This window comes from Micromonospora sp. TSRI0369, assembly GCF_001905625.1.
Taxonomy (GTDB): domain Bacteria; phylum Actinomycetota; class Actinomycetes; order Mycobacteriales; family Micromonosporaceae; genus Micromonospora; species Micromonospora echinospora_A.
On record NZ_LIVU01000001.1, the window covers coordinates 597225 to 610248 of the forward strand.

Here is a 13024-nt window from a genome sequence, read left to right on the forward strand (position 1 = left end):
CCGAGGTGATCGCGGATGATGCGTAGATTGTCCGGGTGAGCATCTCGTGGGCCGACTCGTACGTGGGGCAGCTCCGCGCCCTGGCCGGTGACCGCACCCTGATGTTCGTCGGCGCCCGCGCCGTGGTGCGCGACAACGCCGCACGGGTGCTGCTGATCCAGCGCTCCGACAACGGCCAGTGGGCGCTGCCGGCCGGCGCCATGGAGCTCGGCGAGTCGATCGCCGACTGCGCGGTCCGGGAGGTGCGGGAGGAGACCGGCCTGCGGGCGCTGCGGGTCAGCGCGTTCGCGCTCTACACCGGCCCGGACCGCACCCACACCAACATGTACGGGCACACGTACCAGGTCTTCACCGCCGCGTTCCGGGTCGACGAGTGGGACGGCGAGCTGGACCGGTTCACCGACGAGACCACCGACGCCGGCTTCTTCCGTCCGGCGGACTTCCCGCACCCGCTCTCGTCGAGCGTCCACGAGACGCTCGCCGACCTGGACGTGTTCGAGCAGACCAACCGGCTGATCCTCAAATAGCCGCCGGTCACAGCATCGTCTGCGACTTCGCCTCCATGTCGGCGGCGGCCTCCTCCTTCGACTCCTTGGTGAGCGGCTTGCCGCCCGGCGCGGGGGCCTTGCCGCCGATCGGGTCGGCGCCGCCGGTGGCGCCCTGCGGACCGGTACCGCGCAACTGGTGGTTCGGCATCGCCAGCGTGACCAGCACCGCGACGATCGCGATCAGCCCGGTGGTCAGGAAGACCAGGTGCAGCGACTCGACGAACGCGGCCTGCACGGCGGCGCGTACCGGGGCGGGCAGGGCCAGGATGGCCGCCGGGTCGTTGATCGAGAAGTTCCCGCCGGCCGACACCGCGGCCCGCTGCTCCGGCGGGAGCTGCGCGAGCGCGCCCGGCAGCCGGCCGGCCAGTTCGGAGGTGAGCCGGGACGACAGCACCGCGCCGAGGATGGCCACGCCGAACGAGCCGCCGAGCGACCGGAAGAACGTGGCCGAGGAGGTGCCCGCGCCCAGGTCGCGCACGCTCACCGCGTTCTGCACCGCGAGGATCAGCGACTGCATGCACAGGCCCAGCCCGACGCCGATCACCACCATGTAGCCGAACGCGGCCCAGAGCGAGGTGGCCACCCGCAGCTGCTGGAACAGCAGCATGCCGACCACCAGCACGGCCGCGCCCGCCACCGGGAACCACTTGTACCTGCCGATCCGGCTCATCGCCCGGCCGGTGACGATCGAGGTGATGATGACGCCGGCCATCATCGGCAGCATCAGCAGACCGCTGCGGGTCGGCGAGGCGCCCTTGACGATCTGGAGGTAGAGCGGGATGAAGATGATCGACCCGAACATCACCAGACCGAGGACGAAGCCCGCCGCGTTGGCGAGCGCGAACGTGGCGCTGCGGAACAACCGCAGCGGCAGGATCGGTTCCCGGGTCCGCGCCTCCTGGACGACGAACAGCACGCCCAGCACCACGCCCGCGGCGAACAGGCCGACGATCACGCCGGAACCCCAGGCGTACTCGGCGCCGCCCCAGCTCAGCGCCAGCAGCAGGCAGCTCACCCCGGCGACCAGCAGCGCCGCGCCGATCCAGTCGACTGTGTGCTCCCGGCGCTCGAACGGCACCAGCCGCATCACGTGCCAGCAGACCACGATGGCGAGGATCGCCAGCGGCACGTTGATGTAGAAGATCCACCGCCAGTTGGTCTCCGCGAAGTAACCGCCGACGAGCGGCCCGGCCACCGAGGACACGCCGAACACCGCGCCGAACAACCCCTGGTAGCGACCACGCTCCCGGGGCGAGACCACGTCCGAGATGATGGTGAACGCCAGCGTCATCAGGCCACCCGCGCCGATACCCTGCACGCCGCGCGTGACGATCAGCTGGGTCATGTTCTGCGACAGCCCGGCCAGCAACGAGCCGAGCAGGAACATGCCGATCGAGAACAGGAAGACCGGCCGGCGTCCGTACAGGTCGGCCATCTTGCCGTACAGCGGCGTCGAGGCGGTCGACGCCAGCAGGTACGCGGTGACCACCCACGAGTAGTGGTTGATGCCGCCCAGCTCCCCCACGATCGTCGGCAGGGCGGTGCCGACGATGGTCTGGTCGAGCGCCGCCAGCAGCATGCCGGTCATCAGACCGAACATCAGCAGGCGGATCTGGCGGGCGGGCAGCGCGGGCGGGGCGGTCTGGGCGGTCATCCCGCTTCCTATCCCACCGGGGGCGGATCATGCCCCCGGTGGGCCTGTGACTTTTCTCAGGCGACGTGCCGGCCCTCGGCGAACTCCTCCACGATCTTGGCGCAGAACGCCGGCAGGTCGTCCGGCTTGCGGCTGCTGACCAGCCCGTTGTCGGTGACGACCTCCTTGTCGACCCAGTTCGCGCCGGCGTTGGTGAGGTCGGTGCGCAGGCTCGGCCAGGAGGTGATGGTGCGGCCTCGCACCACGTCCGCCTCGACCAGCGTCCACGGGCCGTGGCAGATCACCCCGACCGGCTTGCCGGCGTCGAAGAACGACTTCACGAACCGGACCGCGTCCGGGTCCGCGCGCAGGAAGTCCGGGTTCGCCACGCCACCGGGCAGGACCAGACCGTCGTACGCCCCGGCGTCCGCCTCCTTGACGGTGACGTCGACCTGGTACTGCTTGCCGTGGTCGAGGTGGTTGAAGGCCTGGATCGAGCCGGAGTCGAGGGAGACCAGCTCGACCTGAGCGCCGGCGTTCTCCACCGCCTCCCGGGGCTGGGTGTACTCGACCTCCTCGACGCCGTCGGCGGCCAGGAAGGCGATGCGCTTGCCCTGAAGTGTCGCTGCCATGCTCTTCTCCTCTCCGGGGTATGTCTGAACCGTTCCCCCGGCCGATGCGGCGAAACCGGACGCACCGGGTGGCCCCCGTCGCATCCCCGCCCACCCCGCCGGCGCTCAGGTTTGGCCCGACGGCCTGGGGGGATCCGCAGAGGCATGGCAGGAGCAGCAGCGGAAGAGCGCCGGCTGGCCACCGTGGTGGCGAGCTGGCAGCAGCGTCCCGTGCTGGTCGTCGGGGACGCCATGCTGGACGAGTGGCGGTTCGCCGAGTCGGAGCGGCTCTGCCGCGAGGCGCCCGCGCCGGTCCTCACCCTGCGGCGGCGGATCTCCGCGGCCGGGGGCGCCGCCAACACGGCGGTGAACGTCGCGGCGCTCGGCGGCCGGGCCGCGCTGGTCGCCCCGGTCGGTGCCGACGTGGCCGGTGACGAGCTGCACGACTGCCTGGACCGCGCGGCGGTCTGGGACCGTACGGTGAGCCAGCCCGGCCGGCCGACGCCGGTCAAGCGGCGGATGCTCGCCGGCAACCAGATCCTGCTCCGGGAGGACTCCGGCGGCCCGGAGGACGCGCTGGACGACGACGGGGTGGCACGGCTGCTGACCGCGCTGCACTGCGCCACCGAGGAGCTGCGCGCCGTCGCGCCGGGACAGCCGCTCACGCTCGTGGTCTGCGACTACGGACTGGGCGCGCTGCCCTCGGCGGTACGCGCCTGGCTGGTCGCCAACCGGGACCGCTACGGCACCGTGGCGCTGGACGCGCACGACCTGGCCGACTGGCGTGGACTGAACCCGACTGTGGTGACGCCGAGCTTCGCCGAGGCGACCCGACTGCTGGCCCGCGCTGCCGCCGGTTTCGCGCACGGCGAGCGCAACGCCGTACCCAATGGTGGTGACCTGCACCTGGACCACCCACCGGAGGCCGACGGCCCGTCCGAGCTGATGGTCGGCGCGGCGCCCGGCGGCTCCGGCGACCGCGCGCCTGGCAGCCCGCACCCGACCTCCGGCGCGCCCGCCACCCGGGCCACCGGCGGCTCCACCGGCCCGACCGGCGAGCCGACGCCCGGCGAGGAACGGGTGGCGTTCACCGGGGACGGTCTGAGCGTCACCGGCACCGGCGTGACGGTGAGCGCGACCGCCGGCACCGGCGTGGACCGGGCCGTGCTGGCCGAGTCGCGCCTGCCCGAGCTGCGCGCGCACACCGGCGCGGACGTGGTGGCGGTGACCCTGGACACCGAGGGCGCGGTGGTCGGCGGCGCCGAGGGTGAGCCCCGGCGCAGCCACAGCACCCCGGTCCCGGCCAGCCACGCCGTGGGCGCCGGGGACGCGTACCTGGCGGCCATGACGCTGGCGCTCGCCGCCGACTCGGGCCTGCCCACCGCCGCCCAGCTCGCGCAGCTCGCCGCCACCATCACGGTCGCCGACACCGGCACCTGCGTGTGCCGCCGCGAGGACCTGCTCGCCGCGCTCGGCACCGGCCCGGAGGAGGGCGGGCACCCGGCGCTGGTCGGCGCCGACGAACTGGCCGCGCTCGTGGACGAGCACCGGCAGGCCGGCCGGTCGGTGGTGTTCACCAACGGCTGCTTCGACGTGCTGCACCCCGGGCACGTCCGCTACCTGACCCAGGCCCGCGCGCTCGGTGACCTGCTGATCGTGGCGGTCAACTCGGACGGCAGCGTGCGCCGGCTCAAGGGCGCGGACCGGCCGGTCAACCCGGTCGAGGACCGGATCGCCCTGCTGGCGGCGCTGGCCTGCGTCGACCACGTGGTGGTCTTCGAGGAGGACTCGCCGGCCCGGCTGATCGAGGCGGTCCGGCCGGACGTCTACGTCAAGGGCGGCGACTACCCGCCGGAGATGGTGCCGGAGGCGCCGCTGGTGCGGCGGCTGGGCGGGCAGGTACGCACGCTCGGGTACGTGCCGGACCGCTCCACCTCGGCGATCATCGACCGGATCCGCGCCCAGTCGCACAGCATGAGCGAACGCACCGAACGCACCGAGCGGAGCGAGGGCCGTGAGGCCATGGCCGACCGGCACAGCCCCGCCGTGGGCGAGGGCAGGCCGGCGTGACCCGACCGCTCGACCCGGGCACGCCCGGACAGTTCCGGCAGCACCGCCGGCTCGACGTGCTGATTCCCACCCGCAACCGGCCCGCCGAACTGGCTGTCACCCTCTCCGGGCTGGCCGCACAGGAGGGCGTACCCGGCTTCGGGGTGGTGGTCAGCGACCAGTCCGACGGCGAGCCCGCGTACGCGCATCCGGCCGCCGCCACGATGGTCCGGGCGTTGCGGCACCGGAGGCACCCGGTGCTGCTGACCCGGCGGCTGCCCCGGCGCGGCCTGGCCGAACACCGGTCCTACCTGCTGGCCCAGTCGGCCGCCGACGCGGTGCTCTGCCTCGACGACGACGTGTGGCTGGAGCCGGGCACGCTGTCCCGGCTGGTCACCGCGCTGGACGAGCTGGGCTGCGGGTTCGTCGGCAACGCGGTGCACGGGCTCTCCTACGCCGACGACGTCCGCCCGGAGACGCACGAGCACTACGAGGAGTGGACCGGGCGGCCGGTGCCGGAACGCATCCTGCCCGGTACGCCGGAATGGCACCGGGCCTCCATCCACCCGGCCGCGAATCTGCTGCACGTCACCGAGAAGCTGAACCTGCCGCCGGGGCAGTGGCGCGCGTACAAGGTGTCCTGGATCGGCGGCTGCGTGCTCTACGACCGGGCGAAGCTGGTCGAGGCCGGTGGCTTCGACTTCTGGGAGCGGCTGCCCGACCGGCACCAGGGCGAGGACGTCGCCGCCCAGCTCGCGGTGCTGGAGCGCCACGGCGGCGCCGGTGTGCTGCCCAGCGGGGCCTACCACCTGGAGTCGCCGACCACTGTCACCGAGCGGGACGTGGAGGCGTGGGAAGTGGTGCTCAGCGACTCGGCGGCGGAGGTGTGAGCAGCTCGCGGGCCGCCTCGATCACCTCGACGGCGGGGACGTCGGCCACGAACGACACCCGGTGCGGGCACTCCCCGTCGCCGGGCCGGTGCGGGTAGATCCCCGGTGTGCAGTCGACGCCGCAGACCGGGCAGTGGGTGGTCCAGGCGGCGATCGGGCGGTGCCGGCCGCGCAGCGGCGACGCCCCGTTGATCAGGTTGCCGACCCAGAACACACCGACAGTCGGCGCGCCCACGGCGGCGGCCAGGTGCAGCGGGCCGGTGTCGTTGGAGACCACCAGCGCGCAGTCCGCGTACGCGGCGGCCAGCGCCCCGAGGCTGAGCGTGCCGACCTGCGGACGTACCGGCACGCCGGCGGCCGCCACCACCGCGTCCACCGCCTCCTGCTCGGCGGGAGTGCCGGTGACCAGCACCTCGTACCCGTCTCCGGTCAGCTCGCGGGCGACCTCGGCGAAGCATTCCGGCGGCCAGCGCCGCCGCGTGTCGGTGGCGCCCGGGTGCAGCGCCACCCGCGGCCGGGTCTGCGGGCCGAGCACGGCGGTGGCCTCGGCCCGGTCGGCGGCGGTCACCGCGAGCGACGGGGTGATCGTGGTGGCGGGCGCGCCGACAAGCGCGGCGACCTCCAGGTAGCGGATCACCTCGTGCTGGTAGTAGACGTAGCGCAGCCAGCGGTCGAGCGGCGGCGCGTCCTCGGCCCGCAGGCCGGCGGTGACCCGCGCGCCCAGGCCCGCCACCAGCGGGTTGGAGTTCGCGCCGCCGCCGTGCACCTGCAACGCCAGGTCGAACCGCTCGGCCCGGGCCGCGGCCAGGAACTCCGCGACGTCTCCCGGCTCCTCGCCGGCGCCGGGATCGCGGATGCCGGGTGCCGCCGGCACCACGAGCACCCGGTCCACCGGGCCGGGCCGGTCGCGCCAGAGCGCCGCGTGCCACGGCGCGCCGAGCAGCACGATCTCCGCCGACGGGTACGCCGACCGCAGCGCGTCCAGCGCCGGCAGCACGAAGATGAAGTCGCCGAGCGCGTTGGCGCGCAGCACGGCGATCCGCTCGACGTCGGGTACACGCTCGCCGACCGGACCGAGCAGCGACGACGGCTCCAGGTCGCGGCGCGGCGACAGACGCGCCGAGCTGGAGTCGTCGAACGGACTGGTCACGCGGTCCCTACGGCCGGTCGATCTCGTCGAGCGCGGTGTCCGGGTGGTGCAGCTCCCGGTCCGCGGCCGGGTCGGCCGGCATCGGCGTACGGTCGGCGCTCGCGCGCGGGCCGGTGCGGCCGACGGTGATGGTGCGCGGCGTGGGCCGGGCCGCCCGGGGCAGCCGCACCCGCAGCAGACCGTGGTCCATCACCGCGTCGATCCGGTCCGGGTCCACGCGGGACGGCAGGTCGACGCGGTACTCGAAGCCGCGCGTGGTGAACCCGCCCGGGATGCCGTGGTCGGCGTTGACCTCGGCCTCCGACCGGGCACGCACGCACAGCTCCCGGTCGTCCAGCTCGACGGCGACCTCCTCCGGCGCCACGCCGGGCAGCCGGACGACGACCTCCCAGCCGTCGGCCGTCTCGGCCAGATCCACGTCCTGGCCGCCGGAGCGTCCGCCGACCAGCCGGCTCAGTTCGGAGCGCAGCGACTGCAGCTCACCCATCGGGTCCCAGCCCTGCTGGCGGCCACGCCAGCCCTTCTGTTCGGTCATCGCACGTCTCCGGTCCGCCGTGTCGCCGAGTGGGGTCGCAGCGAGCTGGGCGCGTTCAGGTCGTGCTCCGGGTCGACGCCCACGCCAAGCCGGTCCACCAGCTCGCCGCCGAGCCAGGCGCTGACGCCGAGGATCGCCACCGCGACCACCTCGATCGCGATCAGCGCGCCACCGGCGGCCCGCGAGTCGGCGTTGAGCCGGACCACCCAGACCGCGGCGAACAGCAGGATCACCGCCACGTTGGCGGCGGCGTGAGTGAGCCCGACCCGCTTCGCGCGGGTGCCGACCGGCAGGGCGAGCAGGTCGAACGCCCCGGCCGCGGCGGCCAGCAGGCCGCCGATCAGGCCGACTGTGATGTTCCAGTACGCGACCTCGCCGAGGAAGTCCGGACCGCCCACGGTGTCCACCACATCGAAGATCACCGCGGTCACCAGAAGCGCCACCGGGAACATCACGAGCATCGGATGCACGGGATGGCCGAGCACCTTCAGTCGGCTCTCCATCTCGGCCTCCATCCGTCGCGTCCGGACGCACGCTGCGAACCGGTCCCTACCCGCCGGTCCCGGGGGCAAACCCGGCACTCGACGCGTCTCCTAGGCTGACAGTGGCGGAAACCAGCCCGTCGCGGGCCGGAACCGTCGTGACGATCAACGGACGGGGGAGGAAGACGTGACGACCCGGGAGATCACCAGCGAGGCCGAACTACGCGAGCTGATCGGGACGCCGATGCCGCGCGCGGCCGCCAAGGACCGCCGTACGCTGCACGAACGCGACCGGGAGTGGCTCGCCGCGTCACCGTTCTGCCTGATCGCCACCGCGGGCGCGGACGGCACCTGCGACGTCTCCCCGAAGGGCGACCCGCCCGGCTTCGCGCTCGTGCTGGACGACACCACGATCGCCATTCCGGAGCGGCCCGGCAACCGGCGGGCCGACGGCTACCGCAACATCCTGGCGAACCCGCACGTCGGGCTGATCTTCCTGATCCCCGGCCGCACCGACACGCTGCGGATCAACGGGCGCGCCCGGCTGATCGCCGACGCGCCGTGGTTCGCCGACATGGAGGTCAAGGGCCACCGGCCGGTGCTGGCCGTCGAGGTCGCGATCGAGCAGATCTTCTACCACTGCGCGAAGGCGTTCCTCCGCTCCGAGCTGTGGCAGCCGGAGACCTGGCAGCCGGACGTGCTGCCGGCCCGGGCCCGGCTGATCAAGGAGGTGGAGGCCCCGGCGGAGAGCCTGGCCGACCTGGAACGCCACTACGGCCCGGCCTACCTGGAGACCCTGTACCGCTGAGGTCAGTGGTCAGGGCCGGACGTTGCGCTTGCGCTTGCCCCGGCCCACGTATCCGCGACCGTCCGCCGCCGGCTCCACCCGGCGCGGCCGGTCGCGGCGCGGCCGGTTGGAACGCCGACGCCTGATACGGGAGAGGGTCAGCACCACCCCGACGCCCAGGACGGCCAGCCCGACCACGCCGAGGACGCCCTGCACACGGCCGCGGTGGCCGCTGAGCTGCCCGAAGTCGGTCACGAAGTCGCCCAGGTCAGCAGGGTTCACCCAGATCGACACCTCGACCCCGGCGGCCCGGCACACCTCGAAGCAGGCCACCTCCTGCGCGTGCGTCCGGCCGTCGAGCTCGTAGCTGAAGTACATGGTCCTCGACGAGGAACTCCGGTTGCCGCCGCTCTTCGTCACCTGATCGACGACGACCGCCCGCGCGGGCGTACCCCGCTCGCGCAGCGTCACCGCCCAGTCGTCCAGCTCCATCTGGGTGTGGAACGGCAGCCACAGCAACGCGCCGCCGCCGGCCACCAGCAGTACGCATGCGAGGTGGATCAGGAACGACCGGCGGTTGATCACCTGGCCATCGTCGCCGGGGGCCGCAACCCCGGGACCGACCCCCGATGGGGTTGAATCGGCTACGTGGCGAAGACCTTGACGATCACCACCCGGAACGCGAGCTTCCAGCAGTGGCAGGCGCTGCTGACCAACCGCAACAAGCGCCAGCGTGCCGGGGAGTTCCTGGTCCAGGGGGTACGCCCGATCACCGTCGCCCTGGAACAGGGGTGGGAGATCCGGGCGCTGCTGTACCCGGACCGGCAGCCGCTGTCCCGCTGGTGCCGGGAACTGCTCGACCGCGCCGACGCCCGGCGGGTCGCCCTCGCGCCCGAACTGATGCGGGAACTCAGCGGCAAGGAGGAGGAGTCACCCGAACTGCTGGCCGTGGTGGCGCAGCCCGATGACGACCTGGCCCGCATCCCGGTCGGGCCCGACATGCTCGTGGTGGTCTTCGACCGCCCCAAGACCCCGGGCAACATCGGCACGCTGATCCGTTCCGCCGACGCCTTCGGCGCGTCCGGCGTGGTGGTCACCGGCCACGCCGCCGACCCCTACGACCCGAAGGCGGTACGGGCCAGCACCGGGTCGCTGTTCGCCGTACCGGCCGTGCGCGTCCCCAGCCACCACGCCGTCCTCGACTGGGTCGCCGCGGCGCGGAAGGAGGGACCACAGATCCAGATCATCGGTACGGACGAACACGGCGACGTGGACGTCGCGGAGCACGACCTGACCGGGCCCACTGTCCTGCTCGTCGGCAACGAGACGCACGGACTCAGCAAGGGCTGGCAGGAGGCGGCCGACCGGATGGTACGCATCCCGATCGTCGGCGCGGCCAGTTCGCTGAACGCGGCGGCGGCCGGGACGGTGGCGCTGTACGAGGCCGCCCGGCAACGCGCGAAGCAGCGGTGACGCCTCGGCTCGCCGCTACGAGGCGGCCGTGCCGGTAGCGGTCCTCGACGGCCGCTCACGTCCCCACGCGGCCAGCGGCTCGAGCGCGTCGTTGAGGCGTACGCCGTCCTCGGTCAGCGAGTACTCGACGCGCGGCGGCACCTCGTCGTAGGAGACGCGGCGCACGACGCCGTCCGCCTCCATCTCGCGCAGATGCGCGGCCAGCACCTTCTCGGTGATCCCCGGCAGCAGCCGCCGCAGCTCGCCGAAGCGGCGGTACGGGTGCTCGTGGAGGGCCCAGAGGATCAGCACCTTCCACTTGCCTCCGATGACCTCCATCGCGGCGTCGATCCCGCAGACATGGCCGTCCGGTGCGCCCGGCCGGTTCAACGTCGTCATGCCCCGCCCTTCCGACCTGCTCACTCACCTCAGAGTAACCACCTACTCCGAAGTGCGTACTTGTTCACCTGCGGGCCTGCGACCAGCCTGATCGGCATGGCACACGACACTGTGGAGAAGACGCCCGTCACGCTGCTGGGCCTCGGCGCGATGGGCGCCGCGCTGGGCCGCGCCTGGCTCGCCGCCGGCCACCCGCTCACCGTCTGGAACCGCACCCCGGCCCGCGCCGCGGCGATCTGCGCCGAAGGAGCGAGGGCCGCGGAGAGCGCCGCCGAGGCCGTCGCCGCGAACACCCTTGTCGTCGTCTGCCTGCTGGACGACGCCTCGGTCGAGGAGGTGCTGGCCGGCACCGACCTGGCCGGCAGGGACCTGGTCAACCTGACCACGAGTACGCCCGCCCAGGCCCGCGTCCGAGCCGACTGGGCCCGCGAGCGCGGTGCCCGCTACCTCGACGGCGGAATCATGGCCGTTCCTCCGATGATCGGCGTCCCGGACGCCGGCGGCTACGTCTTCTACAGCGGCTCCCGCGAGCTGTTCGAACGGCACCAGGAGACGCTCGGCGTCCCGGCCGGCACCACCTACGTCGGCCGGGACGCGGGCTTCGCCGCCCTGCACGACGTCGCCCTGCTCAGCGCGATGTACGGGATGTTCGCCGGGGCAGCGCACGCCTTCGCCCTGATCCGCCGGGAGGACATCGACCCCGCGTCGCTGGCCCCGCTGCTCGCCGACTGGCTCGTCGCGATGGCCCCGGCCGTTCACCAGACCGCCGACCAGTTGCGGAGCGGCGACTATACGAAGGGCGTCGTCTCCACTCTCGCCATGCAGGTGGCCGGCACGCCGACGTTCCTGCGCACCGCCGAAGAGCAGGGCGTCAGCCCGGAACTGCTCAGCCCCTACTTCGAGCTGATGCGCCGCCGACTGGCCGAGGGCAGCGGCGAGGAGGACCTGACGGGCGTCATCGACCTGCTGGTGCGCTGACCGCCGCGGACCGAGACAACCCACATGGACCGCCGATACGCCGATGGTGATCTCGGCTGTTCCCCTGATGAGATTTCCCAGCGACGCAATGACGATCGTCCGATGCGACAGGAGCATCCGCAGCACGTACCCGATCGCGCCGGCCCGACCGGCGTCGAGGGCAAGTTGCCGGTCGCCCGCTGGCGGCGCGTCCTGGCGGTTCTCGCGCCGGTGATCGCGGCGGTGCTCGGCGCCGCGATGGCCACGCAGTGGGAGGTCGGCGGCGGCCGAGCCGTCAGCTCCCTCCCCGGTCCGTCGCGATGGATGGCCGAGAACCTTCCGCTGTTCGACGGTGGGGAGCCGGCGTGGATCTGGCGCGGGCCCTTCTTCGTGTCCGTGCTGCTGGCGCTGCCGCTCGTCTGGACGGTCACCGGCCGCACCACCGCGACGCCCCGCCGCCTCACAAGGTACGGGCTCCTCACCGCGGCCATCGCGATCGGCCTGGAATACAGCAGCCCCGGGTACGGGTGGATATTCGACCTCGTGGCCCTGTTGACGGCGCTGGTGGGCACCGTCTGGTGTGGGCTGCAGGGGCTGCGTCGCGGCGTGCTGCCGCGCCGCGTCGCGTGGGCGCTCGTCGCGGCACTGCCGTTGACGCCACCAGCCGGCTTCCTCACGTTCTGGTACCTGCCGCCCGGCCTGACCATGGGCGTACTGCTGGCCTGGGCAGCCGCTGCCGGCTGGTCCGACTCCCCCGCACCGTCTCCAGGCTCATCGCCGCCTCGGCGTCGATGACTGGACGTGTACGTGGCTCTGTTCGGTGACGACCTGGACGCGGTCGCCAACCGGCTGGACGAGGCGGTATCACTCCCCCACTGTCCGCCGACCTCTTGCGGACTAGATGCGGACCGCTCACAGTCGTCATGGTGGTCGGGCAGAATGTCGCTCTCGGCCGGGTGTATGCCGGCAAGACCATCACCATCCACGTCACCGACACCGAACTGACCATCGCGTGCGATGACGGCACCCGCACCCTCCGACGCACCACCGACCAGCCCGTCCGCAACCTCAAAGCCAGCCGGCCCCGCAAGGTGACCACGGCATGAGGCGGTCAACGCAGAAGAGGACCCCCGTGAGAGCCTGTCGCGATGTCGCGTGCCCGCCTAGCGATGACCGCCGGGGTTCTCCTGCTCATCGCCTCGTGCCTGCTGCCGTGCCTGCCGTTCCTGGATCTGTCCGGGATCTCGATGCCCTACCAGGACCCCACCCCCGAGATGCTGGAGAAGCAAGCCGCCGACATCACCGCAGCCGAACACAGACTCGCCGTCCACGCAGCCATCGCCGGTGCACTCGCCGTAATCGGCCTGGCAGCCTTCATCTACGCCTGGAAGCACAGACGGACCCGCAAGGCCGACCACGGAATCTAGACCAAACGTAAAGCATGTGCTGGGACGGATTCGTCAAGCATGTGGTGGGACTAGACATCGCCGGCAGCCGGTGTCCGGTCTCAGGACCTTCGTGACGGATCGGT

16 protein-coding genes are annotated in these 13024 nt (G+C 72.7%); 9 read left to right on the forward strand and 7 right to left on the reverse strand.

Annotation, left to right across the window (positions count from 1 at the left end):
* Positions 1-35: 35 nt before the first annotated feature.
* Positions 36-527, forward strand: a complete 492-nt coding sequence (locus AMK25_RS02940) for an NUDIX domain-containing protein (protein ID WP_073826143.1) — start codon at positions 36-38, stop codon at positions 525-527.
* Positions 528-534: 7 nt separating this feature from the next.
* On the opposite strand, the gene AMK25_RS02945 is transcribed toward AMK25_RS02940, so the two are convergent.
* Both AMK25_RS02945 and AMK25_RS02950 read right to left on the reverse strand, forming a co-directional pair.
* A complete protein-coding gene (locus AMK25_RS02945; protein WP_073826146.1) occupies positions 535-2202 on the reverse strand; it encodes an MDR family MFS transporter in 1668 nt (555 codons plus the stop codon).
* Between the two features lie 56 nt (positions 2203-2258).
* The gene (locus tag AMK25_RS02950; RefSeq protein WP_073826150.1) at positions 2259-2813 is read right to left on the reverse strand and encodes a type 1 glutamine amidotransferase domain-containing protein; all 555 of its coding nucleotides are present in this window, start codon (positions 2811-2813) and stop codon (positions 2259-2261) included.
* Between the two features lie 144 nt (positions 2814-2957).
* On the opposite strand from AMK25_RS02950, the gene rfaE2 reads away from it, so the two are divergent.
* A complete protein-coding gene (rfaE2, locus tag AMK25_RS02955; protein WP_073826154.1) occupies positions 2958-4862 on the forward strand; it encodes a D-glycero-beta-D-manno-heptose 1-phosphate adenylyltransferase in 1905 nt (634 codons plus the stop codon).
* Positions 4859-5731 (forward strand): glycosyltransferase, encoded by an 873-nt coding sequence (locus AMK25_RS02960; RefSeq protein WP_073826158.1) that lies wholly within the window; start codon positions 4859-4861, stop codon positions 5729-5731. The genes rfaE2 and AMK25_RS02960 overlap by 4 nt, the downstream gene beginning before the upstream one ends.
* Here the strand turns inward: AMK25_RS02960 and AMK25_RS02965 are convergent.
* The 3 genes from AMK25_RS02965 to AMK25_RS02975 form a co-directional block, all read right to left on the reverse strand.
* Positions 5706-6827 carry a glycosyltransferase family 9 protein gene (locus AMK25_RS02965; protein ID WP_073827050.1) on the reverse strand — a complete coding sequence of 374 codons (1122 nt, stop codon included), beginning with the start codon at positions 6825-6827 and terminating at the stop codon, positions 5706-5708. The two genes, AMK25_RS02960 and AMK25_RS02965, sit on opposite strands and share 26 nt — an antisense overlap.
* A 61-nt stretch (positions 6828-6888) precedes the next feature.
* Entirely contained in the window at positions 6889-7416 is a 528-nt protein-coding gene (locus AMK25_RS02970; RefSeq protein WP_073826160.1) for an Hsp20/alpha crystallin family protein, read from the reverse strand.
* Positions 7413-7919 carry a DUF2231 domain-containing protein gene (locus tag AMK25_RS02975; protein ID WP_073827051.1) on the reverse strand — a complete coding sequence of 169 codons (507 nt, stop codon included), beginning with the start codon at positions 7917-7919 and terminating at the stop codon, positions 7413-7415. Before AMK25_RS02975 ends, AMK25_RS02970 begins: the two co-directional genes overlap by 4 nt.
* Before the next feature lie 166 nt (positions 7920-8085).
* Here AMK25_RS02975 and AMK25_RS02980 point away from each other — a divergent pair, with 166 nt between their 5' ends.
* Entirely contained in the window at positions 8086-8706 is a 621-nt protein-coding gene (locus AMK25_RS02980) for a pyridoxamine 5'-phosphate oxidase family protein (RefSeq protein WP_073826163.1), read from the forward strand.
* Positions 8707-8715: 9 nt separating this feature from the next.
* Here the strand turns inward: AMK25_RS02980 and AMK25_RS02985 are convergent, their stop codons facing one another.
* Positions 8716-9270 (reverse strand): DUF3592 domain-containing protein, encoded by a 555-nt coding sequence (locus AMK25_RS02985; protein WP_241826222.1) that lies wholly within the window; start codon positions 9268-9270, stop codon positions 8716-8718.
* Between the two features lie 63 nt (positions 9271-9333).
* Here AMK25_RS02985 and AMK25_RS02990 point away from each other — a divergent pair, with 63 nt between their 5' ends.
* The gene (locus AMK25_RS02990) at positions 9334-10158 is read left to right on the forward strand and encodes a TrmH family RNA methyltransferase (RefSeq protein WP_073826166.1); all 825 of its coding nucleotides are present in this window, start codon (positions 9334-9336) and stop codon (positions 10156-10158) included.
* Positions 10159-10173: 15 nt separating this feature from the next.
* Here the strand turns inward: AMK25_RS02990 and AMK25_RS02995 are convergent, their stop codons facing one another.
* Positions 10174-10536 carry a winged helix-turn-helix transcriptional regulator gene (locus AMK25_RS02995; protein WP_064448862.1) on the reverse strand — a complete coding sequence of 121 codons (363 nt, stop codon included), beginning with the start codon at positions 10534-10536 and terminating at the stop codon, positions 10174-10176.
* A 96-nt stretch (positions 10537-10632) separates the two neighbouring features.
* Here AMK25_RS02995 and AMK25_RS03000 point away from each other — a divergent pair, with 96 nt between their 5' ends.
* The 4 genes from AMK25_RS03000 (at position 10633) to AMK25_RS03015 (ending at position 12920) form a co-directional block, all read left to right on the forward strand.
* Entirely contained in the window at positions 10633-11514 is an 882-nt protein-coding gene (locus tag AMK25_RS03000) for an NAD(P)-dependent oxidoreductase (RefSeq protein WP_073826169.1), read from the forward strand.
* Between the two features lie 102 nt (positions 11515-11616).
* Positions 11617-12288, forward strand: coding sequence for a hypothetical protein (locus tag AMK25_RS03005; protein WP_073826173.1), 672 nt, complete (start codon positions 11617-11619; stop codon positions 12286-12288).
* A gap of 128 nt (positions 12289-12416) precedes the next feature.
* Positions 12417-12599: a hypothetical protein gene (locus AMK25_RS03010; protein ID WP_073826176.1), complete on the forward strand. Its 183-nt coding sequence runs from the start codon at positions 12417-12419 to the stop codon at positions 12597-12599.
* Positions 12600-12641: 42 nt separating this feature from the next.
* On the forward strand, positions 12642-12920 hold the full coding sequence (locus AMK25_RS03015) for a hypothetical protein (protein WP_073826180.1): 279 nt from the start codon (positions 12642-12644) through the stop codon (positions 12918-12920).
* Positions 12921-13024: the final 104 nt, after the last annotated feature.

What these genes read in the sequence shown, in the direction of transcription:
- AMK25_RS02945 (WP_073826146.1), bottom strand. Translation starts at nt 2,202, where the DNA reads ATGACCGCCCAGACCGCCCCGCCCGCGCTGCCCGCCCGCCAGATCCGC.
- AMK25_RS02950 (WP_073826150.1), bottom strand. Translation starts at nt 2,813, where the DNA reads ATGGCAGCGACACTTCAGGGCAAGCGCATCGCCTTCCTGGCCGCCGAC.
- rfaE2 (WP_073826154.1), top strand. Translation starts at nt 2,958, where the DNA reads ATGGCAGGAGCAGCAGCGGAAGAGCGCCGGCTGGCCACCGTGGTGGCG.
- AMK25_RS02970 (WP_073826160.1), bottom strand. Translation starts at nt 7,416, where the DNA reads ATGACCGAACAGAAGGGCTGGCGTGGCCGCCAGCAGGGCTGGGACCCG.
- AMK25_RS02975 (WP_073827051.1), bottom strand. Translation starts at nt 7,919, where the DNA reads ATGGAGAGCCGACTGAAGGTGCTCGGCCATCCCGTGCATCCGATGCTC.
- AMK25_RS02995 (WP_064448862.1), bottom strand. Translation starts at nt 10,536, where the DNA reads ATGACGACGTTGAACCGGCCGGGCGCACCGGACGGCCATGTCTGCGGG.
- AMK25_RS03000 (WP_073826169.1), top strand. Translation starts at nt 10,633, where the DNA reads ATGGCACACGACACTGTGGAGAAGACGCCCGTCACGCTGCTGGGCCTC.
- AMK25_RS03005 (WP_073826173.1), top strand. Translation starts at nt 11,617, where the DNA reads ATGCGACAGGAGCATCCGCAGCACGTACCCGATCGCGCCGGCCCGACC.
- AMK25_RS03010 (WP_073826176.1), top strand. Translation starts at nt 12,417, where the DNA reads ATGGTGGTCGGGCAGAATGTCGCTCTCGGCCGGGTGTATGCCGGCAAG.
- AMK25_RS03015 (WP_073826180.1), top strand. Translation starts at nt 12,642, where the DNA reads ATGTCGCGTGCCCGCCTAGCGATGACCGCCGGGGTTCTCCTGCTCATC.